The sequence below is a fragment of the Candidatus Nitrosomarinus catalina genome, from assembly GCF_002156965.1.
In the GTDB taxonomy this organism is placed as follows: Archaea; Thermoproteota; Nitrososphaeria; order Nitrososphaerales; family Nitrosopumilaceae; genus Nitrosopumilus; species Nitrosopumilus catalinensis.
Genome location: NZ_CP021324.1, coordinates 256,691 through 280,146 on the forward strand (window position 1 = coordinate 256,691; position 23,456 = coordinate 280,146).

At 29.9% G+C, this 23,456-nt stretch carries 36 protein-coding genes and 1 tRNA gene; 16 read left to right on the plus strand and 21 right to left on the minus strand.

Annotated elements, in window-relative coordinates:
• From NMSP_RS01440 to NMSP_RS01450, 3 genes are all read right to left on the minus strand, one after another.
• A complete protein-coding gene (locus NMSP_RS01440) occupies positions 1 to 816 on the minus strand; it encodes a 6-pyruvoyl trahydropterin synthase family protein (RefSeq protein WP_086907127.1) in 816 nt (271 codons plus the stop codon).
• Between the two features lie 70 nt (positions 817 to 886).
• Positions 887 to 1,165, minus strand: coding sequence for a 4a-hydroxytetrahydrobiopterin dehydratase (locus tag NMSP_RS01445; RefSeq protein ID WP_086907128.1), 279 nt, complete (start codon positions 1,163 to 1,165; stop codon positions 887 to 889).
• 45 nt (positions 1,166 to 1,210) lie between these two features.
• Positions 1,211 to 1,708, minus strand: coding sequence for a pentapeptide repeat-containing protein (locus tag NMSP_RS01450; RefSeq protein ID WP_086907129.1), 498 nt, complete (start codon positions 1,706 to 1,708; stop codon positions 1,211 to 1,213).
• A 110-nt stretch (positions 1,709 to 1,818) separates the two neighbouring features.
• On the opposite strand from NMSP_RS01450, the gene NMSP_RS01455 reads away from it, so the two are divergent.
• A complete protein-coding gene (locus tag NMSP_RS01455) occupies positions 1,819 to 2,574 on the plus strand; it encodes an asparagine synthase C-terminal domain-containing protein (protein WP_086907130.1) in 756 nt (251 codons plus the stop codon).
• Here NMSP_RS01455 and purB read toward each other — a convergent pair.
• Together purB and NMSP_RS08320 are read right to left on the minus strand one after the other, a co-directional pair.
• Positions 2,567 to 3,928 carry an adenylosuccinate lyase gene (purB, locus tag NMSP_RS01460; RefSeq protein ID WP_086908315.1) on the minus strand — a complete coding sequence of 454 codons (1,362 nt, stop codon included), beginning with the start codon at positions 3,926 to 3,928 and terminating at the stop codon, positions 2,567 to 2,569. The two genes, NMSP_RS01455 and purB, sit on opposite strands and share 8 nt — an antisense overlap.
• Positions 3,929 to 4,024: 96 nt before the next feature.
• A complete protein-coding gene (locus tag NMSP_RS08320; RefSeq protein ID WP_192866191.1) occupies positions 4,025 to 4,180 on the minus strand; it encodes a hypothetical protein in 156 nt (51 codons plus the stop codon).
• Positions 4,181 to 4,269: 89 nt separating this feature from the next.
• Here NMSP_RS08320 and NMSP_RS01465 point away from each other — a divergent pair, with 89 nt between their 5' ends.
• From NMSP_RS01465 to NMSP_RS01475, 3 genes are read left to right on the plus strand one after another with little or no spacing between them, the layout of a single operon-like run.
• Positions 4,270 to 5,718 carry an RtcB family protein gene (locus NMSP_RS01465; protein ID WP_086907131.1) on the plus strand — a complete coding sequence of 483 codons (1,449 nt, stop codon included), beginning with the start codon at positions 4,270 to 4,272 and terminating at the stop codon, positions 5,716 to 5,718.
• Complete coding sequence (locus NMSP_RS01470; RefSeq protein WP_086907132.1) at positions 5,715 to 6,125, plus strand: DNA-binding protein; 411 nt, start codon at positions 5,715 to 5,717, stop codon at positions 6,123 to 6,125. Before NMSP_RS01465 ends, NMSP_RS01470 begins: the two co-directional genes overlap by 4 nt.
• Complete coding sequence (locus NMSP_RS01475; RefSeq protein ID WP_086907133.1) at positions 6,122 to 6,433, plus strand: hypothetical protein; 312 nt, start codon at positions 6,122 to 6,124, stop codon at positions 6,431 to 6,433. The genes NMSP_RS01470 and NMSP_RS01475 overlap by 4 nt, the downstream gene beginning before the upstream one ends.
• Here the strand turns inward: NMSP_RS01475 and NMSP_RS01480 are convergent.
• Positions 6,430 to 6,933 carry a 30S ribosomal protein S11 gene (locus tag NMSP_RS01480; RefSeq protein WP_086907134.1) on the minus strand — a complete coding sequence of 168 codons (504 nt, stop codon included), beginning with the start codon at positions 6,931 to 6,933 and terminating at the stop codon, positions 6,430 to 6,432. The two genes, NMSP_RS01475 and NMSP_RS01480, sit on opposite strands and share 4 nt — an antisense overlap.
• A gap of 115 nt (positions 6,934 to 7,048) precedes the next feature.
• Here NMSP_RS01480 and NMSP_RS01485 point away from each other — a divergent pair, with 115 nt between their 5' ends.
• Complete coding sequence (locus NMSP_RS01485; protein ID WP_086907135.1) at positions 7,049 to 7,369, plus strand: hypothetical protein; 321 nt, start codon at positions 7,049 to 7,051, stop codon at positions 7,367 to 7,369.
• Here the strand turns inward: NMSP_RS01485 and thiL are convergent, their stop codons facing one another.
• Positions 7,370 to 8,320, minus strand: a complete 951-nt coding sequence (thiL, locus tag NMSP_RS01490; protein ID WP_086907136.1) for a thiamine-phosphate kinase — start codon at positions 8,318 to 8,320, stop codon at positions 7,370 to 7,372. It abuts the gene before it with no gap.
• On the minus strand, positions 8,304 to 9,602 hold the full coding sequence (locus NMSP_RS01495) for a phosphomannomutase (protein ID WP_086907137.1): 1,299 nt from the start codon (positions 9,600 to 9,602) through the stop codon (positions 8,304 to 8,306). The genes thiL and NMSP_RS01495 overlap by 17 nt, the downstream gene beginning before the upstream one ends.
• Before the next feature lie 53 nt (positions 9,603 to 9,655).
• Between NMSP_RS01495 and NMSP_RS01500 the strand changes: the two genes are divergently transcribed.
• Positions 9,656 to 9,729 (plus strand) — tRNA-Thr (locus NMSP_RS01500).
• Positions 9,730 to 9,934: 205 nt separating this feature from the next.
• Here NMSP_RS01500 and NMSP_RS01505 read toward each other — a convergent pair.
• Positions 9,935 to 10,129, minus strand: coding sequence for a hypothetical protein (locus tag NMSP_RS01505; protein ID WP_086908316.1), 195 nt, complete (start codon positions 10,127 to 10,129; stop codon positions 9,935 to 9,937).
• Positions 10,130 to 10,188: 59 nt separating this feature from the next.
• Between NMSP_RS01505 and NMSP_RS01510 the strand changes: the two genes are divergently transcribed.
• A complete protein-coding gene (locus tag NMSP_RS01510; RefSeq protein WP_086907138.1) occupies positions 10,189 to 10,407 on the plus strand; it encodes a hypothetical protein in 219 nt (72 codons plus the stop codon).
• Between the two features lie 2 nt (positions 10,408 to 10,409).
• Here the strand turns inward: NMSP_RS01510 and NMSP_RS01515 are convergent, their stop codons facing one another.
• Positions 10,410 to 10,670 (minus strand): winged helix-turn-helix domain-containing protein, encoded by a 261-nt coding sequence (locus NMSP_RS01515; protein ID WP_086908317.1) that lies wholly within the window; start codon positions 10,668 to 10,670, stop codon positions 10,410 to 10,412.
• A gap of 106 nt (positions 10,671 to 10,776) precedes the next feature.
• Between NMSP_RS01515 and NMSP_RS01520 the strand changes: the two genes are divergently transcribed.
• Positions 10,777 to 11,361, plus strand: coding sequence for a hypothetical protein (locus tag NMSP_RS01520; RefSeq protein WP_086907139.1), 585 nt, complete (start codon positions 10,777 to 10,779; stop codon positions 11,359 to 11,361).
• Position 11,362: 1 nt separating this feature from the next.
• On the opposite strand, the gene NMSP_RS08325 is transcribed toward NMSP_RS01520, so the two are convergent.
• Together NMSP_RS08325 and NMSP_RS01525 are read right to left on the minus strand one after the other, a co-directional pair.
• The gene (locus NMSP_RS08325; RefSeq protein ID WP_192866192.1) at positions 11,363 to 11,530 is read right to left on the minus strand and encodes a hypothetical protein; all 168 of its coding nucleotides are present in this window, start codon (positions 11,528 to 11,530) and stop codon (positions 11,363 to 11,365) included.
• Between the two features lie 163 nt (positions 11,531 to 11,693).
• Positions 11,694 to 13,445, minus strand: a complete 1,752-nt coding sequence (locus tag NMSP_RS01525) for an AIPR family protein (RefSeq protein WP_086907140.1) — start codon at positions 13,443 to 13,445, stop codon at positions 11,694 to 11,696.
• A gap of 74 nt (positions 13,446 to 13,519) precedes the next feature.
• On the opposite strand from NMSP_RS01525, the gene NMSP_RS01530 reads away from it, so the two are divergent.
• A complete protein-coding gene (locus tag NMSP_RS01530) occupies positions 13,520 to 13,960 on the plus strand; it encodes a cupredoxin domain-containing protein (protein WP_086907141.1) in 441 nt (146 codons plus the stop codon).
• A gap of 114 nt (positions 13,961 to 14,074) precedes the next feature.
• On the opposite strand, the gene NMSP_RS01535 is transcribed toward NMSP_RS01530, so the two are convergent.
• Positions 14,075 to 14,293 carry a histone family protein gene (locus NMSP_RS01535; protein ID WP_086907142.1) on the minus strand — a complete coding sequence of 73 codons (219 nt, stop codon included), beginning with the start codon at positions 14,291 to 14,293 and terminating at the stop codon, positions 14,075 to 14,077.
• A 96-nt stretch (positions 14,294 to 14,389) separates the two neighbouring features.
• Here NMSP_RS01535 and NMSP_RS01540 point away from each other — a divergent pair, with 96 nt between their 5' ends.
• Genes NMSP_RS01540 through cgi121 form a run of 3 tightly spaced genes read left to right on the plus strand, consistent with a single transcriptional unit; the run spans position 14,390 to position 16,345 of the window.
• A complete protein-coding gene (locus NMSP_RS01540) occupies positions 14,390 to 15,148 on the plus strand; it encodes a TatD family hydrolase (RefSeq protein ID WP_086907143.1) in 759 nt (252 codons plus the stop codon).
• A 30-nt stretch (positions 15,149 to 15,178) separates the two neighbouring features.
• Positions 15,179 to 15,529 carry a hypothetical protein gene (locus NMSP_RS01545; RefSeq protein ID WP_086907144.1) on the plus strand — a complete coding sequence of 117 codons (351 nt, stop codon included), beginning with the start codon at positions 15,179 to 15,181 and terminating at the stop codon, positions 15,527 to 15,529.
• 42 nt (positions 15,530 to 15,571) lie between these two features.
• Complete coding sequence (cgi121, locus tag NMSP_RS01550; RefSeq protein WP_086907145.1) at positions 15,572 to 16,345, plus strand: KEOPS complex subunit Cgi121; 774 nt, start codon at positions 15,572 to 15,574, stop codon at positions 16,343 to 16,345.
• On the opposite strand, the gene NMSP_RS01555 is transcribed toward cgi121, so the two are convergent.
• From NMSP_RS01555 to NMSP_RS01575, 5 genes are all read right to left on the minus strand, one after another.
• The gene (locus tag NMSP_RS01555; protein ID WP_086907146.1) at positions 16,337 to 16,858 is read right to left on the minus strand and encodes a THUMP domain-containing protein; all 522 of its coding nucleotides are present in this window, start codon (positions 16,856 to 16,858) and stop codon (positions 16,337 to 16,339) included. The genes cgi121 and NMSP_RS01555 overlap by 9 nt on opposite strands.
• Positions 16,858 to 17,451, minus strand: coding sequence for an L-threonylcarbamoyladenylate synthase (locus NMSP_RS01560; protein ID WP_086907147.1), 594 nt, complete (start codon positions 17,449 to 17,451; stop codon positions 16,858 to 16,860). Before NMSP_RS01560 ends, NMSP_RS01555 begins: the two co-directional genes overlap by 1 nt.
• Positions 17,452 to 17,531: 80 nt before the next feature.
• Positions 17,532 to 17,819 carry a winged helix-turn-helix domain-containing protein gene (locus tag NMSP_RS01565; RefSeq protein WP_086907148.1) on the minus strand — a complete coding sequence of 96 codons (288 nt, stop codon included), beginning with the start codon at positions 17,817 to 17,819 and terminating at the stop codon, positions 17,532 to 17,534.
• A gap of 104 nt (positions 17,820 to 17,923) precedes the next feature.
• Complete coding sequence (locus NMSP_RS01570; RefSeq protein WP_086907149.1) at positions 17,924 to 18,571, minus strand: hypothetical protein; 648 nt, start codon at positions 18,569 to 18,571, stop codon at positions 17,924 to 17,926.
• 60 nt (positions 18,572 to 18,631) lie between these two features.
• Positions 18,632 to 18,847: a hypothetical protein gene (locus NMSP_RS01575; RefSeq protein WP_086907150.1), complete on the minus strand. Its 216-nt coding sequence runs from the start codon at positions 18,845 to 18,847 to the stop codon at positions 18,632 to 18,634.
• Between the two features lie 77 nt (positions 18,848 to 18,924).
• Here NMSP_RS01575 and NMSP_RS01580 point away from each other — a divergent pair, with 77 nt between their 5' ends.
• On the plus strand, positions 18,925 to 19,206 hold the full coding sequence (locus NMSP_RS01580) for a Fe(2+)-trafficking protein (RefSeq protein WP_086907151.1): 282 nt from the start codon (positions 18,925 to 18,927) through the stop codon (positions 19,204 to 19,206).
• Here NMSP_RS01580 and NMSP_RS01585 read toward each other — a convergent pair.
• The gene (locus tag NMSP_RS01585; RefSeq protein ID WP_086907152.1) at positions 19,203 to 19,664 is read right to left on the minus strand and encodes a hypothetical protein; all 462 of its coding nucleotides are present in this window, start codon (positions 19,662 to 19,664) and stop codon (positions 19,203 to 19,205) included. The genes NMSP_RS01580 and NMSP_RS01585 overlap by 4 nt on opposite strands.
• 80 nt (positions 19,665 to 19,744) lie before the next feature.
• Here NMSP_RS01585 and NMSP_RS01590 point away from each other — a divergent pair, with 80 nt between their 5' ends.
• Genes NMSP_RS01590 through pyrF form a run of 3 tightly spaced genes read left to right on the plus strand, consistent with a single transcriptional unit; the run spans position 19,745 to position 22,197 of the window.
• Positions 19,745 to 20,746: an adenylosuccinate synthetase gene (locus tag NMSP_RS01590; RefSeq protein ID WP_086908318.1), complete on the plus strand. Its 1,002-nt coding sequence runs from the start codon at positions 19,745 to 19,747 to the stop codon at positions 20,744 to 20,746.
• 49 nt (positions 20,747 to 20,795) lie between these two features.
• Positions 20,796 to 21,482 (plus strand): hypothetical protein, encoded by a 687-nt coding sequence (locus tag NMSP_RS01595; protein ID WP_086907153.1) that lies wholly within the window; start codon positions 20,796 to 20,798, stop codon positions 21,480 to 21,482.
• The gene (gene pyrF, locus NMSP_RS01600; protein ID WP_086908319.1) at positions 21,463 to 22,197 is read left to right on the plus strand and encodes an orotidine-5'-phosphate decarboxylase; all 735 of its coding nucleotides are present in this window, start codon (positions 21,463 to 21,465) and stop codon (positions 22,195 to 22,197) included. The genes NMSP_RS01595 and pyrF overlap by 20 nt, the downstream gene beginning before the upstream one ends.
• On the opposite strand, the gene NMSP_RS01605 is transcribed toward pyrF, so the two are convergent.
• Positions 22,183 to 22,602, minus strand: a complete 420-nt coding sequence (locus NMSP_RS01605; protein ID WP_086907154.1) for a bis(5'-nucleosyl)-tetraphosphatase — start codon at positions 22,600 to 22,602, stop codon at positions 22,183 to 22,185. The genes pyrF and NMSP_RS01605 overlap by 15 nt on opposite strands.
• Positions 22,599 to 23,390, minus strand: a complete 792-nt coding sequence (gene uppS / locus NMSP_RS01610; RefSeq protein WP_152023798.1) for a polyprenyl diphosphate synthase — start codon at positions 23,388 to 23,390, stop codon at positions 22,599 to 22,601. The genes NMSP_RS01605 and uppS overlap by 4 nt, the downstream gene beginning before the upstream one ends.
• Between the last annotated feature and the right edge of the window lie 66 nt (positions 23,391 to 23,456).

A 23,456-nucleotide genomic window follows, 5' to 3' on the forward strand; every position in this document is an offset into this window, starting at 1 on the left:
CTATCTTTGAATATTAGAAATTATGTGGGATCCTTTGTTGTATCCTTCATAAATGTAAACTCCTACTGCCTCTACATTTTCAGGCATTTTTGGAGCTAATAGTTTAATTATTTCACTTGAGAGATTTTCAACTGTAGCTTCTCCTTCAAGTAGATATGTTGTATGTTTTGGAACTTGTAAATCAAACATTCCTTTTGGTCCTTCAAAACTAATTTCATAATGTGTTTCATCTTCTTTTTTAAGATATTTTTTATTAATGAAAAATTTATGATCAAATTCATTAACAACTTCCTTTATGATTTTTTTTGCTATTCCAAAATCAACTAACAAATTATTTTTCATTTGACCTACTAACTCTACCATCACTGAAGATGTATGTCCATGTAGTATGGAGCATTTTTCAACTAGTGGAAGTATGTGTGCATAATCAAATGAAAACGATGCATCTTCTAAAAATATTGAACCAGTTTGTGGTGTTTTATCATAAAATACTATATCTTGTAATTCTTTAATTTGTGCAACATATTTTGCATGACCTATTGCCATTATTTTTTCTTCAGGAAGGTCTTCTTTGATTTGTCTATATTTTTCAATATCTTCATCATTATCAATCACTTCGATTAATCCTTTTTCTGTTTTAAAATCAACTTTGACTTTAGTTCCATTTTTTAAACTAATTTCATAATTGTATTGGTATTCATTTTCTAAAAATGTGAGCATTTGTGCTACTGTTAATTCTGTTCTTGTTTTAAGTAAATTTCCTTTTTTATCTATATACTTGAAATCTGAATCCAAAATTGTAGGGCTTGTAGTCATGTAAAATTTTTTGGCTATGGATATAATATAAATTCTGTAACAATGTGCCTGAAAAATTATTTTTCTATAATTAGACTAGGGAATTTAAAATTCTAGCAAGATTAAGATCGTTATTTGTAATGCCGCCTGCATCATGAGTCGTTAAATCTATTGTAATTCTATTGTACACATTAAACCATTCTGGATGATGATTCATTTTTTCAATTTCCATGGCAGCTCTAGTCATAAATCCAAATGCTTGATTGAAACTATCAAATTGAAATTCTTTATGCAATTTATTATCTTTAATATTCCATCCTTCTAATTTCTTCAATTCTTCTATAATTTCTGCTTCTGATACTCTCATCATACCAACTTTGAGAACTTGTTAAATTAAAAGATTGATAAATGATTCTTACCAGAGATTTCCTTGCATTTTTAAAATTGATCTAATGTCTTTTGAAATTGTATCTAATGTTTTTACATCATAATTAGCATTTGTGAAATCTATTGACGTAAATGTAGCCCCATCAAAATTTGTATGTCTTAAATTTACATTACTTAGATTAGTATTTGCTAAATCTGCATTTCTTAAATCTGCATAAAATAAATCAGCTCCACTGATATTCGCATTTGTTAGATCAACACCATACATGTCTGTATCCCAAAGTTTTGCATTACTTAGATTCACATTTTGTAAATTTGCTCCTCTTAATTTTACATTAAATAATATTGTATCACTCAAATTAGAGCCGGTTAAATCAGCTCCACTAAAATTAGCATTGTGAATGTCTCTGTTTTTCAGATCAACATTTTTTAAATTTGTATTGGAAAAATTTCTTCCAATTAATTCTTCATATTCAAAATCTACTTTTGAAAAATTTCTTTTTTTAAAAATATCTTCAGGCTCCATTTTTTATTCAGTAAAAATCTTAATTATTACCGTGCTTATGACTATTTTCTTTAAGCATTCCTAGTTTATGGAAATATATGTAAAATTAATTTTAATACTTTAGACGATAAATGGAATCAATTAATCAAATTTTATTAGAAAATATTAAAAATTCTATTTCCGAAGTAGTTCCTAAAAAGAAAATAGGTATTGCTTTTTCTGGTGGTGTTGATAGTACATTAGTTTCAAAAATATGTACTGATATGGGATTTGATGTTGTTTTACTAACTATTGGTTTTTCTGAATCTCATGATATCCTATTTTCTAAAGAAGTTAATCAACAACTGAATTATTCTCATCATATTTTAGAAATTGATCCTGAAACCTTTCCAGAAATTACTTCAAATATACATAAAGTAATTGCTACTGATAATTTATCTTGGAATGAAAATTGTATTGCTTTTCATTATGTTTCAAAACTTGCAAAAAGTTTGAATCTTGATGTTGTAATTACAGGTAACGGTATTGATGAATTATTTTGTGGATATAATGCCTATCGTGAAGCTTTTGCTGGTGGTCAAACTAAAATCAATGAAGTCATGGATTTAAAATTAGAAAATGAATTAAAAATGATGAAAGCTGTGAATGTTATTTCTTCAGAGTTTGATGTAAAAATCCTACAACCGTTGCTTTCTGCCAAATTCATTGAATATGCCAAAACCATTCCTGTTACTGAAAAAATTCATAGTTCTGATGATCTATATCGCAAGCATGTCATACGCAAATTAGCTAGTGATGTTGGCGTTCCTGAAATTTCTTGCAGTAAAAGAAAAAAAGCATTACAATATGGTTCTAAAATTCATAAATCGTTACTGAAAACTAGATAAATTTTTTTACAGTTTTATGAACTGATTTTTCTACATTACTGATGATCTTTGGTGATGCCCCAAGATGTTTTTCCGGTGAAAAAATTGAATCGATTTCATTATTTGTTAATTTTGAAGTGAATGCTTTATCGTTTTTAATTGCATCCTTGTACAGCATTCCTTTGTCATTTGCCTCAAATGCAACTCTTTGTACATCTCTATATGCTACAAATCTTGGAATTCCTTTTTTGATGAGTGCCTCTAAAACAAATTCTGCAAAAATTTGTCCTTTTGTAATGTATAAGTTATCTACAATTCTCTTTTCATTTACCATCAAATTTGAAACAATTCTGGTCATTGTTTCTAACATTTCGTCAACTAAGATTGAGACAGTTGGTATAACAAATCTTTCATTAGCTGAATTTGAAAGATCACGTTCATGCCATAATGGAATATTTTCAAAAGATAATGCAACTTGACTTCTTACTAATTTTGACAATGATGATACACGTTCACTTTTTATTGGATTTCTTTTAACGGGAACTGCGCTACTTCCCATTTGACCTTTTTTGAATTGTTCTGCAACTTCCCCTATTTCAGTTCTTTGCAAATTTCTAATTTCTATTGCAATTTTTTCTAATGTTGCTCCAATCAACGCTAATTCAAATACATATTCAGCATATCTTTCTCTAGGAACAACTTGTGTTGTAACTTCTGCTGGGAATAATTTTAATCTCTTTGCAGCTCTTCGTTGTACTTCTAGTGATTTTGCACCCATTAGGGAACCTGTTCCGACAACTCCTAATGTTTTACAAATTAAAATTCTTTTTTTAATTTCTTCAATGCGTTCTACATGTTTTGCCATTTCTGCTGCCCAATTAGCAAATTTTAATCCAAATGAAATAATACTTGCATGTTGTCCATGAGTTCTACCTACTGCTGGTATTTTTGAATATTTGATAGATTTTTTTGCAAGAATTGATGCCATTTTTGCAACTTTAGGTTCAATAATTTGTAATGCATCTCTCATTTGCATAGAATTACTTGTATCTACTAAATCATTACTTGTTAGGCCATAGTGAATCCATGGTCTTGCATTTTTAGAACATTTCTCGCTTAATGATTCTACTAATGCAGCTGTATCGTGATCACTTTTTGCTTCTAATTGTTTAATTCTTTTTGCAGTAATTTTACCTGACATTGCAGCTCTGTGAATTTCTTTACCAATTGTTTTTGAAATCATTCCTATTTCACTCTGAGAAATTGCAGCAGCACCTTCAATTTCTAATTGATAATCAACTTTTTTTTGTTCACTGAAAATTTCCATCATTTCTTTGGTCCCATAACGACCATTATCAATAGGTAAAATTGCCAACATCTTGGTAATTGTATATTAGAAAATAAATCTACTTGTTTTTCTACTTGTTTTTGCGATCATTATGGGATTAATTCTATCGGTAGCGCTTTTTGCTTATTTTTGTTTAATTCCTGTATCTGATAATACCCATTCTAGTGCTTTCAAATAACCTTGTTTGAAATTTTTTTCATCAATTGCCCAATCAGGATTTGCTCTTAACTCGGCAAGTAATTGATTTGCTTTTTGTGTAATTATTGATTTTTCTAACATAATCTGATTTGATTCTGATTGATTTAAAATTATTCTTAGAATACTTATGATGATTTAAATTGGATTGAAAGAAAATTCTACCGATACTAATGTCTTCAGCAAATCCAAAGAAAATTGGAGAAAATCATTATCAAATTGATGCTGATTCAAATCTTGGAATGAAAGTTCCTGTTAGGATTTATGCAAATGAGGCATTGCTCCAAAAAATGTTATCTGATAGGACTATAATGCAGGCTCGAAACGTTGCTTCAATTCCCGGAATTGTTAGTCATAGTGTTGTTTTACCTGATGGACACGAGGGATATGGATTTCCGGTAGGTGGAGTTGCAGCTATGGATGCTGAAGAAGGCATGATCAGTCCAGGTGGTGTAGGATATGATATTAATTGTGGGGTAAGATTACTCCGTTCAAATTTAAATGAACAAACTGTTCGTTCAAAATTAAAAGATTTAGTTAATGATTTGTTTAGTTCTATTCCTTCTGGTGTTGGTTCAAAAGGTGCAGTCCGTTTAACAAATTCAGAATTAGATGAAGTTTTAGTTAATGGTGTAAACTGGGCTATTGAACACGGATATGGTTCATCAAATGACTCTGATGTTTGTGAAGAAAATGGCAAAATTCCAAATGCAGATCCAAACAAAGTTTCTGATAAGGCAAGAAAACGGGGAGCTCCTCAACTTGGAAGTCTTGGTTCTGGAAATCACTTTCTTGAAATTCAAAAAGTTGAAGAAATACATGATGAAGAAGCTGCAAATAGAATGGGCATTAAAGAAGGAACAATCACTGTTTTAATTCACTGTGGTTCTAGAGGATTTGGCCATCAAGTATGTAGTGATTACCTTCGTGTTGCTGAACAAGCTATGGAAAAATATAACATCAATTTGCCTGACAGAGAACTTGCTTGTGTTCCAAATAATTCTGAAGAAGGTGAATCGTATAGAAAAGCAATGTTTACTGCATTAAATTTTGCATGGAGTAATAGACAAATGATTACTCATTGGACTAGAAAATCATTTGAACGTGTATTTTCTCAAACAGAATCTGATTTGGATATGAAATTAGTTTATGATGTAGCACACAATATTGCAAAAGTTGAAAAACATAATGTTAATGGTGAAGAAAGAAAATTAGTTGTTCATAGAAAAGGTGCAACACGTGCTTTCCCTTCTAATCGTAATGAAATCCCTTCCAAATATCGCGATTTAGGTCAACCTGTTTTGGTACCTGGTTCCATGGGCACCTCGAGCTGGATTTTATTGGGTAAATCCAATTCCATGGATCTCAGTTTTGGTTCTACTGCTCATGGCGCAGGAAGAACAATGTCTAGATCAAAGGCTCGACGTAATTTTACTGAAGATAGTGTAAAGAAATCTCTTAATGATAAAGGGATATTTATCAAAGCACTTACTCGTGATGGAGTTGTGGAAGAAACTCCTCAAGCTTACAAAGATGTTGATTCTGTAGTTAATGTATCGCATAATTTGGGAATTGCAACTAAAGTTGCAAAATTAGTGCCTATAGGAGTGATAAAAGGATGAGCGACGAAGATTCTGAACTAAAGAGATTACAGGCTAAACGTTTAGCTGAAATGCAAAAAAATATTTCCACACGAGATGAGACTATTGAAACTCCAGAATCATCTGAAGAAAAAACTGCTAATCCCAGAGATGTGTTAGTTAAACAACTGGGATTTAGGGGATTGGAAGTTTTAACAAATGCTGAATCTCAGTTTCCAAATGAGACTAAAATGATCATTGATAAATTATATGAATTAATTAAAAATGGAGAAATTACTGAGAATCTTGACGGTGGAAAATTATTGGGATTGTTTCGTTCAATTGGATTAAGTGTAAGGATGGATACTAAAATTAACATTCAACAAGATGGAAAGTTTGTTTCTTTAACAGATAAACTTAGTAACAAATCTAATGATGATGTAGAATGAGTATTACTCTAGAAATTGGAACGCAAAATTATTTGGATGATCTACTTTGTATAAAAAAACATCTTTCTCATATGGAAAGTCTTTTGAATTGTTATGCTAGCTATAATCTTAGTGAACCTTCATCAAAATTTGGTTGGACATTTTTTAAATTAGAATTCAAGTCAAATTTTCAAATTAGTATATCTGAAAAATTTTCTGATATCCTTGCAAAATATCAATACAATGATGATGCAGGAAAATTTACTAAATTTATGAGTGATTATTTTGCTGCTAGAGGTTGTAATGTTAAAGTAAATTCTATTACTTAGACTCTTCTTCCTCTTTTACCACCTTTCTTTCTGGTAGTATCGTGAGGAATTGGTGTTACATCATCAATTCTTCCAATTTTAAATCCACCTCTTGCAAGTGCTCTGATTGCTGCTTGTGCACCTGGACCTGGAACTCTTGAACCAACTCCTCCTACTGCACGAACTCTGATATGAAATCCTGTGAATCCTTTTGTTCTTGTTGATTCAACTACTGCATTTGCAGCTTTCATTGCAGCAAATGGTGATGATTCGTATCTGTCTGCATTAACATGGTTTCCGCCAGAACTGATGGCCACTGTTTCGCCACCTGTAAGATCTGTCATATGAATAATTGTATTATTGTAACTGCTGTAAATGTGAGCAATACCCCATTTTTCTGGACCTTCCTTTTTAGCCTCAGGTTGATTTTGTGTTTCAACTACTGCCTCAGTTTCTTGTGTTTCAACTACTGCCTCAGTTGTTTCAACTGGTGCTTCTACTTCGGCTTCTATTTCTGACAATGTTTACCAGATCTTAAAGGGTTTAAAAAACATTGATTTCAGAAAATCATTTGATTTTGGTCACTTGGGTTAAAATGATTCATTATTCATATACTGTAATTTATGAATATTTTTGATGGCTTCTATTGTTTTACTACTAATTATTGTTGCAGTATCTGTTGCATTATTGGGTTCTGTTTTAATCCAAAATCTAACATCGATCAATGATGTACTTTTATCTCCAATAGAAAAAAAATGTCAAGAAATTGCAAATGAAGGATACAGGATGCATGCCTTATACCCCAATTCAAACCCCGACGACCTTCTAGAAAATGATAGGAAACGATTGTTATATCTTGATGATTTGTGGATGAAAGAATGTGTTTCGGTTTTACCAACTGAGTCAATTTTTAAAATTGTAAATAATGTTGAGAGAGATTTTTCTTTTGGTCAATAATTACTTAAAATGTTTCCACCCTAAATCTTTTAATTTGAATTCCTCATTTTGATTTTGTATAAACACCCCTTTTCCTAATTCTACGTAACCAATTTCAATAATTGGTGTTTTTAATAATATTGAATTTTTTATTATAATTTTTCTATATTTTGAAGGAATTGTAAATACAAATTCATACTCCTCACCTCCATGAAATATTGCTGAATTAAAATCTCTATTGTGCTTTTTAAAATAATTTTCTAAATCTCTGTTAATTGGTATTTTATTAATAACAAATTTTTTTTTACTTTGTTTTGACATTTCATTTAATGTTGTTGATAAACCATCACTAGAATCCATAGATGATGAAAAATATCTTTTATTTTTTAGTCCATAATCCAGTCTTGGTTTTGGATTTATAACTGATTTAACAGATTTTTTTATCAAATTGTTTATTTTTTTATTATTTCCCAAAAGAATCTCTAATCCTAATGATGTGTATCCAAATGGACCTGTTGTAAATATCAAATCCCCTTTATTGGAACCTTTTCTAGTAACAATCCTATCTGATTTTCCAAAAATACAAACGTTAAAGACAATTTCTTTTCCTTCATTTGTATCTCCTCCAACTATTGAAATTTCATATTCTTTGCATGCTTTTTTAAATCCATTTGCAATATTGTTAATTTCTTTTGTTGAAATAGATTTAGGTATGTTTATTGAAATTATTCCATATTCTGGCTTAACTCCTTTAGATGCAAAATCACTCACACATGCAATTACGCTTTTTCGTGCTGCATCTAATAATCCCATTTTTTGTGGAATGTCTGTGCTCTGAACCATTGTATCTGTTTTTGCTATGATTTTTGTTTTTCCTAAGGTAAATTTTTCAACATCCTCAGAAATAAATTTTTTATTCCCTAATTTTCTTTGAAAAATATCAATTATTTTTTTTTCATCTAATTTTTTCATAATTCTCTTTTACCAATTGTATAGTGTCATTGACAATCATTTTACATTTTTCTTTATCATTTGATTCCCCTGAAATTCTAATTATGTCTTCTGTGTTTGATTTTCTAATTAAAATCCATGTGTCTTCATCAATAATCGCTTTAATTCCATCACGTGTATCTATCTCTGAATATTTTTTCATGAAACTATTTTTTACATTTTCAATTATTCTTTCATGATGATTCGAATCAACTTTTATTTTCTCTCTTATTTGAAAATAATTTTCCATATAATTTATTATTTCAGTAAATTTTGAATTTTTTAACATTGATGCTATTAAACCACTTGTAAGAATACCTTCTCTACAATAATTAAATTCCGGTAAAATAAATCCCGCACTACTTCCTTCTCCACCAGCTTGCGAATTATTCTTTATCATATCTTCTATTACATTTGCTTCTCCTACTTTTGATCTTACAACTATTCCACCTTTTTCTTTGATGAATTTTTCAATTGAAACACTAGTGTCTAAACTCAAAACAAACTTTTTGTATCCTAATTCCAATGATTTTGCAACACCTAAACCAAGTGTTATGTCTGGAGTCTGTTTTTTTCCTTTTCTTACAACCACTAAGCGATCTCCGTCTAAATCAAATGCAAATCCAATCTCTTTATCGTTTGTAATCTTACTTAATTCAATTAATTCCTCTGATGTAGGATCTGGGCCTCTAGAACAGCCTAAAAGTTCTTGATTAATTATTTCTACATCACATCCAATTTTTCTTAGTAAATTTTCTGCAAAATCTTTTGCTGCTCCTCCTCCATTATCTATTACAATTTTAGGTGAATTTTTTACATTACCAATGATTTTGCTTGCATCTTCAACATATGTTGATTTAATTTGCTTAATTTTACCAATTTTTGATTTTAAAATTTTTTGATGATTAATTATGTTGGGGAGTTCTTTTTCATTAATGCCTCTTCCATCCAAAATGAATTTCATTCCATTCCATTCTATTGGATTGTGTGATGAAGAAATAATTATTCCTGCCCCATATTTTCTTGATTCTCTAAATACTACTGGAGTGGGTACCATTCCTAAATCAAAAACATCAATTCCATTTTTCATTAGAACTGCACTGATTGTTTCTTGAATCATTTTTCCAGAAGGTCGTGTATCTCTTCCAATTACACATTTTTCAGATTTAATTAATGATGAAAAATTATTAGTAAATTCAATTATGTCTTTTAGATTAAGATCCTCTCCAAATATTCCTCTGATACCTGAAATTGTTTTTTTCAATTACCCAAAGTCGGAAAGGCTTTTTATTAACTCTGATGGATTTATTCATTCGTGCCTTGGTAGCTCAGCCTGGTAGAGCACCTGATTCGTAATCAGTAGGTCGCGGGTTCAGATCCCGTTCAAGGCTCTTTTAAAATTTTTAAAATCATTTGGAAAAATCGTTGTATTATTCGTCTAGAGTTTCAATATCTATTTCTAATTCTTTGCCTAAACCTATCCACCATTGTTTTGTTTGTTCTGTCATGATCCCTTCTACTTTCTTAAAATGCTCCTTAATAGATCTGTCGGTTGATAAATAATTGATCAATTAATAATTTTTTGTAAAATTATTTCTATTCTAATCCTGCTTGTTTTCTTTTTCTTTTTCTATACAAGATGATAATTAGAGTTGCACCTGCACATCCCCAAAATAATGGTGTTAATCCATTTCCAATACCAAGTGGTATCAGTGTATCTAATGCTCCAACAAATCCTAAAATCATAATTGATACAAGTACTAATCCTATCATTTCTAGTATTTTTGACATATTTTCTACTCTATTCTCTGGAATCAAAAAGATATATGGTTTTGTAAAATAGGTAAGGCATGGACAAGTATCTTACAGTCATCTTAATTTTCATGGTTGTAGGAATTCCTATTGCTTGGGTTTCACCAATGAGTGGAGAAATACGCGAACAACCACTACTTCCACTATTTTATGGCTCCATTGGAGGAATAATTTTCATTCTTTTCTACGGTGGATACAAAGATAAAAAAGCACGAGAGAAACTTAATGCTAAAAGAAAAAGATCTAAAAAGAAATAGAATTAAAGTTCTAAACCAAATGATTCTGCAATACTTGAAAAATTGACATATGATTCTAAGTATTGTCTGCCTTTAGATGTAATGACAAATGTGTTTTTTCCATCATATTCAATTTTGTTAATTAGGCCAGCACCTGTCAAATTATTCAAAAATTTTGATAATCTAGAATGTGATAAGTTTGCTTTAGTTAGAAGTGATGTGGTTTTGATACCTTCTTGACCTGATAATTGGGTGACTGTCAACAGATCTGCAACAATTTGCATACTAGTTCTGTAAGCTACCATGTGGGGTATAATGAAAAACTCAGATATAAGGGTATTACAATTCATTCAGATCAGATAAATAAGCTCTTCATGCATTTTTTTAATAATGTCTTCTCAATCACCAATACCTTGGTATGACGATTTTGTGGGTGTTGCATATAGATACTATGATCTTAGAATGAATGTAGTTCCTTTAATTGCTGATAGAAAACAATCTGCTTCCCTTTGGCATGATACTATTCATTGGTGGGTAGATCCATCAATTAAAATCAGATTTGTTGAAATGGAAAATGATTATTGGTTTATCATGGGATCTGATTCTCAAAAACCTGATACAAATTTAGCTTTTTTCAAAATATTAGCAAAATCTGAACATTATGAACGATTCAAAAAGGGTCATGGTGGTGAAGCCTATCTTAGATTAGGAGTCTATACACAAAAATCTCTAAACGATGCCAAAAAAAATGATTCGTGTAGTTGTGGTCATGAAGCACAAGATCATGATGAGGGCGATGATGATGTTTGTTTATACAATGATTGTAGTTGTAAAGCATTTTCTACTTTTCAAGTGAATTTATTGAAAAGAAAAAAAACTATAACTGATATCAAATTTTTAGAGGAAAATGATGTTAAAGATGATCCTCTTGCATGGAACTGTTTTAATGTGAATAAATATTCAAAGACAGAATAAATTAATCTAAATCCTTGTTAACTCTGATGTGATCCCCTGGATAATGTTCGTGAACTTTTTTTGAATAACATTTTCCACACATTATTCCTTCAATTCCCCATTCATCCATTGGATTGTAGCGTTGTTTTACTTTCTCATTACAAATGGTACATTTTTCTTTTAAACCCAATTCGATTTTTTCTATTTTTCATCAATATAAAAAACATGCTAGATTCTTCATATTTGAGAAAATTATGTTAAATATTACGTATTTCTCATTAAATCAGGTAGCTAGTTTAACCAATGTAAACCTCCTGCAAGATTTTTACTTGGTTAGGCTACTGCCTTTCTTATCAAAATAAATTATTTGCAATTTTTCTAAGTGCCATTATTTCATCTTCTTCTTGTCTGATTTTCTTATCTATGACTCTAAGCATTGTGTCATTCCAAACATGTTGTGAGAAGAAATTATGTTTTGTATTTGCCAGCTCAATTTCATCATCTACTACTGTATCTTCTAGAAATTTTGTCACAATTGTATCAGTTATTTTTAAAATTCTATTATTTAGCTTAAAACTATGAAAAATTGGTTCTAATTTTCTAATGTCTGATTTAAAATCTCCTTTAGATTCTAAAATTTTTTTATGTAATATTCTAAAATAAACAGCTACAAAGAATAGTGTTGCATATCTTTTTGTTTTATGACCTCCTTGTTTGCCGTATTTCAAAGATTTTTTTGCAAATTCTTTTACAAGATATGGATATAGTATAATTCTATAATCATCTTTTAGATTATCATTAAAAATTTGATCATATTTGCTACCTCTTGGAAGAAACTGAGATGGAGAACTATATGACTCGGTTGGTCTTTGTTCGATACCTGCAACTAGTGATTGAATTGCATCTTTGGCAACAATGACTTTTTTATGATTATCTGGTAAATAATTATTGTAAGCCCCGTCTCCATTGTATTCTGATTGTTTAGATTTTGATTTTGTATCAAATGAGCCTGCTTGAATTTCATAAAAATACCCACAATTTTTCAATTGTGATTTAATTGATTTATGAAAATCCATTAATGAAACTAAATCTTTTCCTCTAACTGAATTTTGTGAATTTCTATATTTTGTAATATTGTTTTGTTCTTGTTCATCATCTGCTTTGATTATAGTTACTGTCATTGATCCATCCATATTTTTTGTTCTCTTTGAATGATCTAAAATTGAATTTGATGTTTGTGCACCATTAACAATTTGTGGAGCAAAAAGCTCAATCATATTTTCTCCTAGTTCTGTGAAATCACTAACTACTATTGTAATTCCATTATTATAAAAAAAGAATTTCCCTGGATTTGTTTGTAAAGTATCTCTTAGTCCTTTGTTTACTGTAGTTTTAAATTGCATCCATTGTCTGATGTTTGATTCAAAGACATAGTCTCTATTTTTACTTACAAAATCTGTTAATTCACGCAGTTTTAAAATTCCTAAAATAGTATTTTCATGTCTAAGCATTCTTTCAAGTTTAATGGATGATTTTTTCCCTGCTGCTGGTTTTTTAATTCTGTCCCATAATCTTTGAATTATTTTCTCTTCATCAATTATTTCTACTATTTCATCTTGATAATCGACTTTTTGATCCGTAACATAACAACATTTTATTTTTAGATTTTTTTCTTTGATTTTTGTAACAAGTTGAGCTAATTCTGGTCTCATTTTTGTTATATCTTTTGTAAGTAATCTTTTTGCATCTTCTTTGAATTTTGCAATTGCTTCAAGAGAATGTGAAGTTCCATATTTTGATTGGAATAATCTAACAGTGTTGTCTGAAAAATCTACTGGTAAATATGCATCAATCCCTAGATCGTTTGCCCCATCTACAATTGCATCTGCTGCATCATCCTCTGTAGCCTCAAAAACTCTTGTTAAAATCCATTGAAGAAAATTATTACCTTTTTCTACTTCACTTTTTGAATCTTCGGCGTATTCCTGAATGTTTTCTCTAATGTTTTCTGCAAATCCTTCTAGAGGTGGACTAGAATTTTTTTGTACTAATAGAGCCTGTGATCCTGGTATGTATTCTAATAGACCATTTGGATTTTGTGACATTAATTTTTGTAATGTATTATATATTTAGAGAATTAGGTAATTGTGTAATAACTCTCAAACGGAAATGAAATGAAATGATAAAAAAAATAATCTCTTTGGCAATATTATTGGGAATATCTGCAACTGTTATTGGTTTGTCATTATCTGGATTAAATTCTGAAGAAATTACTCCTGAAGAAATTATTTCTGAAGAGACTAGTTTAGAAACTGAAGAAATGATGAAAGCAGATGTTGTAATACCAACAAAGGTTTCACGTCCTGGATGTGATATCGAAGATATTTGTTACATCCCATCGAAAATTATTGTAGAAAAAGGAGGTTCTGTAACATGGTTGAATGAAGATTCTGCTTTTCATACTGTGACATCTGGATTTTATGGGGAGCCTACTGAACTTTTTGATAGCGGTTATTTGGATCCCTATCAGTATTACACATTATCTTTTGATGAAATTGGTACATTCGATTACTTTTGCGAATTACATCCTTGGATGTTTGCTCAGGTAATTGTAGAATAAAGGTACCCGAGGGAGTCGAACCCCCTTGTATAAGCTTTGCAGGCTCACGCATAACCGTTCTGCCAGAGTACCGTTTTGAAAAACACGAAATGAACAATTAAACTCTTTAGATTATTATTTACTAAATGATTTTGAAGCTAATTTTACATCTTCAGCTTTGATTGTTTTTCTACCTGCATGTGATGCCATATCAACAGCATTTTTTGCAATATCTTCAGCAATATCTTCTATGATTCGTCTTAATTCATCTGCTGATTCATCACTAACTCTTTCAGCACCAGATTTTTTTAATATTCTATACATTGCTGATAATCCCAATTCTGAAGATTTCATAATTTTTGTTTCTCTTTTTTGTGAAAAAACTTAATGAGTGAAAAAATATCACTAAGGAATCGATTTATACAGACAACATTCAAAATTTATTAGATTATGACATGGTTATTTGATTCTCACATACATCTGTCTGATTCTGCATATTTGCCTGAAATTGATTTTATTTTAACTCAAATGGATTCGCTCAAAATTAAGGCATGTTGTGTTTCTATGAATTATGAAAATTCGCTCTCAACATTATCTTTATCAAAAAAAAATGATCTTGTTTTACCTTTTATTGGAATTCATCCTGAATGTTCAAATGATAATGATCTTGAAAAAATAAATAATTTAATTGAATTAAATCAAAATTCTATTTCTGGTATAGGTGAGATAGGATTAGATCCTACTTATTGTAAAAATAAAGATGATACTCAGAGACAAATTCATGTCTTTGAATCTTTACTTTCCTCTGCAGAAAAATTCCATAAACCTGTTTCAATTCATTCCAGAAAAAGTCTTGATGATATTTTTGAAATAATGACTTCATATGATACAAAACATGCTTTACTGCATTGGTTTGATGGCAGTAAAAAACAACTTCAAAAAGCCATGGATATGGATTTTTTTGTATCTTTTGGTCCTGTAATGATTTATGCAAATGATAAACAAAGTTTATTGTCAAAGGCTGATGAATCAAAAATTCTTGTTGAGACTGATGGACCTGTTAGATTTTCCAGATGTTTTGAAATGAAATCTGGACAGATCAGCTTTATTCCTAGCGTCATTTTTTGCGCCTCAAAAGTTCTTGAAAAAACATTTGATGACATGTCATGTCTTTTGGAGCAAAATACAAAACGCTATCTTGGAATATAGGTATAAAATACCCTCTTCGTTAATTCATGCGTGGATAGAATAAAGCGTCTTTCATTTGAAGTATTAACGGACCATAAGACAAAATTTGGTGAAGATTTTACTGAAAACAAAAAAGCACTAAATCAAGTTTCTATTATCCGCTCAAAAGGATTGAAAAATAAAGTTGCAGGATACATTACACGATTTAATAAAAAACAAATTCTCAACGAACAATACAAACAAGATAATGTTGATTCTTCAAATGATGAGGAACAAGATTCTTCATTAGAGATTGTAGACTCTGAAGATATTTCTGAAACAGTTGAAGAAATTACTCTTACAAACGAGGAAGTTGAAACAATTACTTCTACCGCAGAATCTGTAGAAGAGAAATCTGAGTAATTAATCAAATATTAATCTCTAAATTGTACATAAGATATTGATATGATTGCTGTAAAATTAGTCGGTGGTGCAAAAAAATCATTTAATTCTGAACAATTTCAAATTGAAAAATCCGATATATCTGTTAATGAATTACTTGAGCATTTGTTAAAAATTAAACCTAATGATACTTCTGAGCTTGATATTGAAAATATTCTAATTGCAATTAATGGTTCTGATTCTTCAGCCATGAATGGAAAAGATACTATCATCTCTGATGGTGATGTTGTAAGTATAATTCCTGTCATTCATGGTGGTTCCTCAAAAAAATTAACTTTTGAAATTGAAAAAAAGCAAATTCACATTATTGAAATTTGTGGCCAAAAAAAAATTGATATTCAATTTCTTGATGATTTAAGAGAAAAATATCCTAAATTAAAATTTCAAGTTATCTCAAGTAATTTTGTTTTAAATGCTTCTCATTTAAAGAAAATCTTATCGATTTCAATGAATGCAGAAAAAAACAACATTTTACTATCAAACAAGCTTGAAACTGATATTTTAATGAGATTTGCATCGACGTTACAAATTTCTAATGCAATTTCTTCTGTTGGTTTGAAACCTTCAGTTAATTTTATTTTAATTGTAATTGGAAATAAAAATCACTTTAATTCTGTATATTCTGAATTGTCTCCATTATGTGTAAATTTATTTTTGAAAAATCATTCTTCGTTTATTAAAAAGCATTTCAATATTTCAAAAAAACATACTGATTCTGTATATTCTAAAACTCCTCTAGAAGATATTTTGGTCGAAAAAGCTTCTATTTTACTCTGACATACTTCGTTTAGTTTTTTCTAGACTAAGTATATCTGATTTTTTAATGAGTGAAATCCCTGTCACGATTCCTAGTATCTCAATTAAAATAATTTTATCTGGATAATCTAATGATACTTTGTTTTTTATTTGATTTGCAATATTTGTAATTATTTCTTTACTTGAAATATCTGAATTTCTTTTCTCAATTAATATTCTATATGATTCATCATCCTCAATTTTGTTTGAAATGCTAGAAATACATTCTTGAATTTTTTCAAGATTTGTTTCGACGATTTTTTGAATTGGAATTACTCTTAAGCAGTATCTGATGCTCCAAGGCTCATCCAACAAGATCTCCTTCATTTTTCTAACTACTTCTATGGGATCCAATTTTGTTTGAATAGTAATAATTCCAGACATATTGCTAACAGAAATTTTAATGTCAGGATCCCCCAACTCGTCTAAAATATCTATTATTTCTTCCTCTGCTTCTCCTTCTAAATTTCTTGCACAGGTAACAATCAGATTCATCAAATCACAATATCCTCTTTTTTTAGTGCGCCTTCTCTGATGATGTGAATTTTTTCATTTTCTATTTCAATAATTGTTGATTCGCCTTTACTTGTAATTGTTCCTCCATCAACAAAAACATCATAGTTTTTGACATTTTTCATGCATTCTTGAGGATTTGTAAATGACGACTCCCCCGAAATATTTGCACTTGTACCGACTAGTAAATTACATTTGTTTAATAATTTTAAAGTGCATTCTGAATTTGGAATTCTCACTGCAATTTTATCTTCTAAATTCAATGATTTTTTTAAATTTTTATCTTTTAATTTTAAAATTAATGTAAGTGGTCCTGGCCAATATTTTTTAATAATTTTTTCAGTAAATTTGTCTATTATGCTAATTTGTTTTACTATCTGTATTGAACTTGCTAATACTGGTAGTGATTTTATTTTTTCCCTTGATTTAATTTCATAAATTTTTTTTACTGCATTTGTATCGTATGGATTGCAACCAATTCCATATACAGTATCTGTTGGAAATATTATGACTCCTCCATTTTCAATAATTTCTACTGCTTTTTTAATTCCCTTATCCTGACAATTTACTTTCATTATAACTAACATTCATTATTTCTTTAATTATTATTTTCTTTTTGTTATTGTAATTTGTATTAATTTAATAAAAGAAGAAATTAAATATTTAAACCAAAATTATCTGCAAAATTTGAAAATGAATGATATGCTTGAAGAAATTCTCTTCCTGATTGACTAATTTTATATCTGTTTGAACCCTGTGTATCAGCTTGTTCTAACAAACCTTGTGAAACTAATGTTTTTAAAATTCTAGAAATTCTAGAATGAGAAATATTTGCTTTTCTAATTAGATATGTTACTGTAGCTCCATTTTCATCTTGAAGGTCATCCCTAGTTGTTGACAATATGTCTCCAATTATTTTCATTTGTGTTCTATATTCTGCCATTTACTTGTATTTTTAGTTGATAAATCTGTATACGAAACAAATGATATTTTCGTATATACTAAAAAGATAAAAGAATTTGACAACTCTGGATTTTTGAGCCTATTTCAAATTTTATCCAAGTCATCATCAAATTTTATCCTCTTTAATGGAACCTTGCTTACTGGAATGAATAATGCAACTAATCCTCCTATTTTGATTGTCATTGATATTGAATATAATATTGATTCAGGAAATACAAAAGAATACCAGCCTAAAAATTCTCCAAATGCTAAAAGTCCTAATCCTAAGGCAACTGAAACCGCACCTTTATTTTTATTGTCTCTATATGACAATATTGTTTCAATTGCACCATACACCAATAAAATAAATGAAATTGATCTGAAAATATGTTCTAGTTGAACTGTTGACACCAAGAAAAATGGTAAAATTCCTATTGATCTAAAGTAATTTGATTTTGGAAAAAATGCTTTAATGCTGTGGGAAAATGCAATAAAAAAATATCCTACAGTTTGAATTACAATTCCTAATGTTTGAATTCCTCTATCTATACTTCCAGATTTAATTACATAATCTTCTAACATGTATCCTGACCAAATCACAAAAAATCCGATACTAATTGAAAAAAATGCAATTGTTAATCTAAATAATGTTGGACTGCCTGTATTTCGAAATCCCACAAAAGACATAATGCCGATTGCAAGGCCGACTAAAAATCCTACAAGATTTAATATATTTTCTAATAAAAATTCCAATGATGTTTAGTAATTTCTTAAAGTAATTATTTTAATCTGATGAATCATTTTACCATCTTGTTAATCCCATTCATCCAAGGATCCTGCTGTATGTCCTTCTGTGCTACCACCAGACGCATAATCTCCTAAAATATCTGAATATCTTGGTTGATTATGTGCTACAAATTTTACATACTCCCCGTAACTCATATCTAAATCACATGAACCACATTTGACAACTGAATAATCCATTGCCACTTCTGCATTTTCTTTACATTTTGGACACTTGATCTTCATGCTTTCTGATATTGTTCATTAATTATTATTACTTTACATCAAAAAAAGATAAAAGGAGTAATTTCTTCCTGATTCTTATGAGTCGTACATGTACCAAATGCAAAAATTCTATTCCTGATACTGAACAATTAGGACCAGTAAACGAAAAATATCCTACATGTACAAAGTGTTGGACTGAATGGAAAGAATATCAGATTATGGTCATGAATGAAATGAAATTAGATATGTCTATGGCTGATCACAGAAAATTATTAAAAAAACATGAAAAAATCTTTGTAGGTGTATTGTCTCCTGAAGGAGAAATCATTGATTATACAAATGAAGATAATAGAAAACCTGATGAGCCTCAAGTAAACTAAATTTTTAAATGAATTTTTGCATTATTTGGTATGATGATTAGAATTTTTTTCCTATCACTTTCATCTAGATTTTGAATAATTTTTTTGATCGTTTTTGCTATAGTCTCTTTTTCATTTTCTTCTAATTGCAAAAACATTTCTAAAATCCCATCTAGATTAAATGCAATTAATTTTTCTGGTTCTAACAGTGATTGGTTAATGTATGCTTGAAACATTCCTTCTCTATGATCTTCTGGAAGACTTGCTACGATTTTTAACCATGATTTAAACAATTTGGAAAAATTAAGAAATGGGATTGTTGGACCTGCTTCTAATGCATTATAGATAATTTCTTTTTTGTCTGATTCATCTTTTGAAAAAAATTCAATCATTCTTTTTTTTAAAATTGGCACTCGAAGAAAATCTGGTAGACTAGCTAAATTTACAATAATATTTCCAGCAAAATTATCTTCAGACATCGATCTAATCTGATATTGCTTGAATATAAAATCATGTGACAATACTTTAGCTTAAATAAACGAAATGGATGTTTAGAATTATGACATCCACTGTTGTTGTTGGAGGATTTTTTGGTGATGAAGGCAAAGGAAAAATTATTTCTTATTTGGCAATTAAAGATGATCCTAAAATTATTGTTCGAGGAGGTGCAGGTCCAAATGCTGGCCATACTATTATGGATGGTGATAAAGTCTACAAAGTTAGAATGCTTCCAAGTGGATTTTTAAATAAAAATGCTAAGGTTATGATTGGACCTGGTGTTGTAATTAACCCTGAAGTTTTAGCCAATGAAATTCGGGATTTTGGTGCATCTGGTCGTGTTTTTATCGATAAACACTGTGGCGTAATTGAAGATTCCCACTTACAACGAGATTCTAAAGGAGAATTAAAAGAAAAAATTGGTAGTACTGGTAGTGGAACTGGTCCAGCAAATTCTGATAGAGCAATGCGTGTCTTAAAAATGGCAAAAGATTTTGATTCATTATCTTCTTTGATTACTGACGTTCCTGAAGAGATTAATTCAGCATTATCTGAAAATCAAAATGTTCTAGTTGAAGGTACTCAAGGAACATTCCTTTCACTATGGCACGGAACATATCCTTTTGTTACTTCTAAAGATGTAACTGCATCTGGAATTTGTGCTGATGTTGGTTTAGGACCAACAAAAGTTGATGAAGTAATTGTTGTTTTCAAATCATATGTTACTCGTGTTGGAACTGGTCCTTTAGCTAAAGAATTATCTCTAGAAGAAGCTGAAAAGAAAAATTGGTCTGAATTTGGAACTGTAACTGGTCGTCAAAGACGTGCAGCTGATTTTGATTTTGATTTAGCCAGGCGTGCAATTATGCTTAATGGTGCAACACAAATTTCTATCACAAAACTTGATGTTCTTTTTACTGACTGTGCTGGAAAAACATCTTTTGATGAATTATCTGAGGATGCAAAATCATTTATCAAAAATATAGAGAATGAATTAAACACGCCTGTAACAATTATTGGAACTGGTCCTGCTATCAATGATGTTGTTGATAGAAGAAACTAGGCTCTAGATTTTTGGATAAGTTTAATTTGATAATCTTTTACAAATCCTTGTGGACAAATTAGAAACTTCTTCTGTTGATAAATTACCTCGTTACATTCAAGTACATTCAACTTTAGAATTTACAAGATTAGTTTGTGCACTTGAGCGTGCACCACGTGTATCTTTTTCACACAATCATGATGGTAGAAAAATTTTATCTGTGCAAATGGATGTTTTGAAAGAAAAACCAATTGTTTACTATACTCCTTTAGAGCGCAATGGTGATTACCTTTGTTATGGATTAAAATCTGGAAAAGAAGAATCTGACATTGTAGATTCTACTTCTGACTCTAGTAAATTATATTCACCAATTATTAGAATTAAATCTCTTCCAAAAACATTACAACCTGGTAATGGAACACTTGATCGGTATCAGCCTATTGAATTAGAGGATTTATCTAGTCTTGCAAAACTCACATGGGGTTTTGATGAAGTTCCTTTCCCGCTGTTTTTATTTCCTCATAATGACAAATGGCTTCTTGGAGTTTTTATGAATTTTAATGATGAAGGAACATCATATTTTTGTCATGTTGTATTAAACAGCGAACCTGAAAATCCATTTATCAAATTTTCTACTACAAATGGAGTTGAACCTACGTTTGTCCAAAACCCCTCTGAACATGGTTATTCTTATATCAAAATAATAAAATTGAAGGATACTCATCCACTAGTTGATTATGGCCACCTTCAAAACTAGACTTTCACAGATCTCAAAAAGTAATGGCAAAGTAATTCTTGCAAATGATTATGATTCTTCAGAAAAAAATTTACAGAATAAAACTATTCAAAACATCAAAAAACTAAATCCCTATCTTTGTGCAATTAAATTAAATTTTCATTTACTACTTCCTCTAAGTTCTAAAGAAATTATTAAAATCAATAAAACAGCACATGATTATGGATTACAAACAATTGCAGATATCAAATTAAATGACATTGGAAATACTAATCGTGTAACAACTGAACATTTGTGGAATTTGGGATTTGATGCTGTTATTGCAAATCCTATCATGGGTTTGGATAGCTTAAAGAATTTGGTAAAATCATCTCACAAAGAAAAAAATGGCGTAATTACTTTGTGTCACATGAGTGCACCTGAGGCTAGATTATCATATGATATGGAAATTAAAATGGGCAAAAAACAACAATTATACCAATTATTTCTAAATTGGGCATTAACTGCAAAAGTAGATGGAATTGTCGTTGGCGCAACGTTTCCAAAAATCATACAATATTGTTCTAAACAAGCTGGAAAAAATTTAAGTATATTTTCACCTGGAGTTGGAACTCAGGGTGGAAATGCATCAGAAGTAATTTCTTCTGGTACTGATTATCTAATTGTTGGTAGAACTATTTTAAATGCAAAGAATCCTGTTAACGTTGCAAAAGAATTACAATCACAAAGTATTTGATAACAATTTTTCAGCTTTAGTAAGAACTGTTTTTGCATTATCAAATGTTGTTTTTTCCATTGATGAATTATAATCTAACCATGTATATCCACTGTGTTCATGTGAAATTTTTACCTCTTTAGTTTTAGTTTCTGCTAAAAAGAATACAACTTTTTTTTGAACTAATTCACCTTGATATTTGAAATTATATTGAATCCACTCTTCAAAATTTTCAACAAATACAATATCTGTAATTCCTGTTTCTTCTTTTGTTTCTCTAACAGCTGTTTGATGTGTTGATTCCTCTTGCTCCATTTTTCCTTTTACAAAATCCCAATGACCTGATGGATAATGTAGTAATAGAAATAGAATTTTTGATTCTTCTTTTCTAAATAAAACAATTCCTGCAGATGTCTCTTCAATCATTTTCCTAATCTCCTTTTCCTTTCCTGAAATGTTCTTATCGCTCTCATTAAATCAATCTTTCTGAATTCTGGCCAAAAAATATCCATGAAAACCAGTTCACTATAGGCACTTTGCCACATCAAAAACCCACTTAATCTTTTTTCACCTGATGTGCGTAAAATCATATCTGGTGCTGACTGTGGTAAATGTGAAGTATATAGATTTGATTCAATCTCTTTTTTTGTAATCTCACTTATTTCCAAATTTCCGTCTTTAATTTTCTCTCCAATTTTTTTTACTGCATCAACTAATTCATACTGTCCTCCATAAGCTAATGCAATATTTAGAAAATGATTATCATAATTTTTTGTTGCATTATCTAATCTAGTTAAAACTTCTTTAATTGATTCTGGAAGTAATTCTATTCTTCCAATTGCTTTAACTCTCATTTCACATCTGTGTATTCTAGGATCGTTGTATAATTTTTCTAATCTCATTCTAATTAATTCATAGAGATCATCTAATTCACTATCTTTTCTTTCTAAATTCTCTGCTGATAATGCATAAAGTGTGACAATTTTGATATTAAATTCCTCACACCAATCAAGTAAATTCTCAACTGCATCTGCACCTCTCCAATGTCCTTTTTTATTAATTTCTAAATGTCGTTTTGCCCATCGCCTATTTCCATCCAAAATTAATGCAATATGGTTGGGAATGTCTCCTGTTTTAATTTCATTTTCTAGTTTTTTTCCATATATTTTGTATAATCCTGATAATTGCAAAACAATGTCTTTTACTTTACTCATTTCTCTGAAAACTGATGGCTATCTGATGATATTTGTGTTTTTTAAAAAATAGAATAAAATTAATTC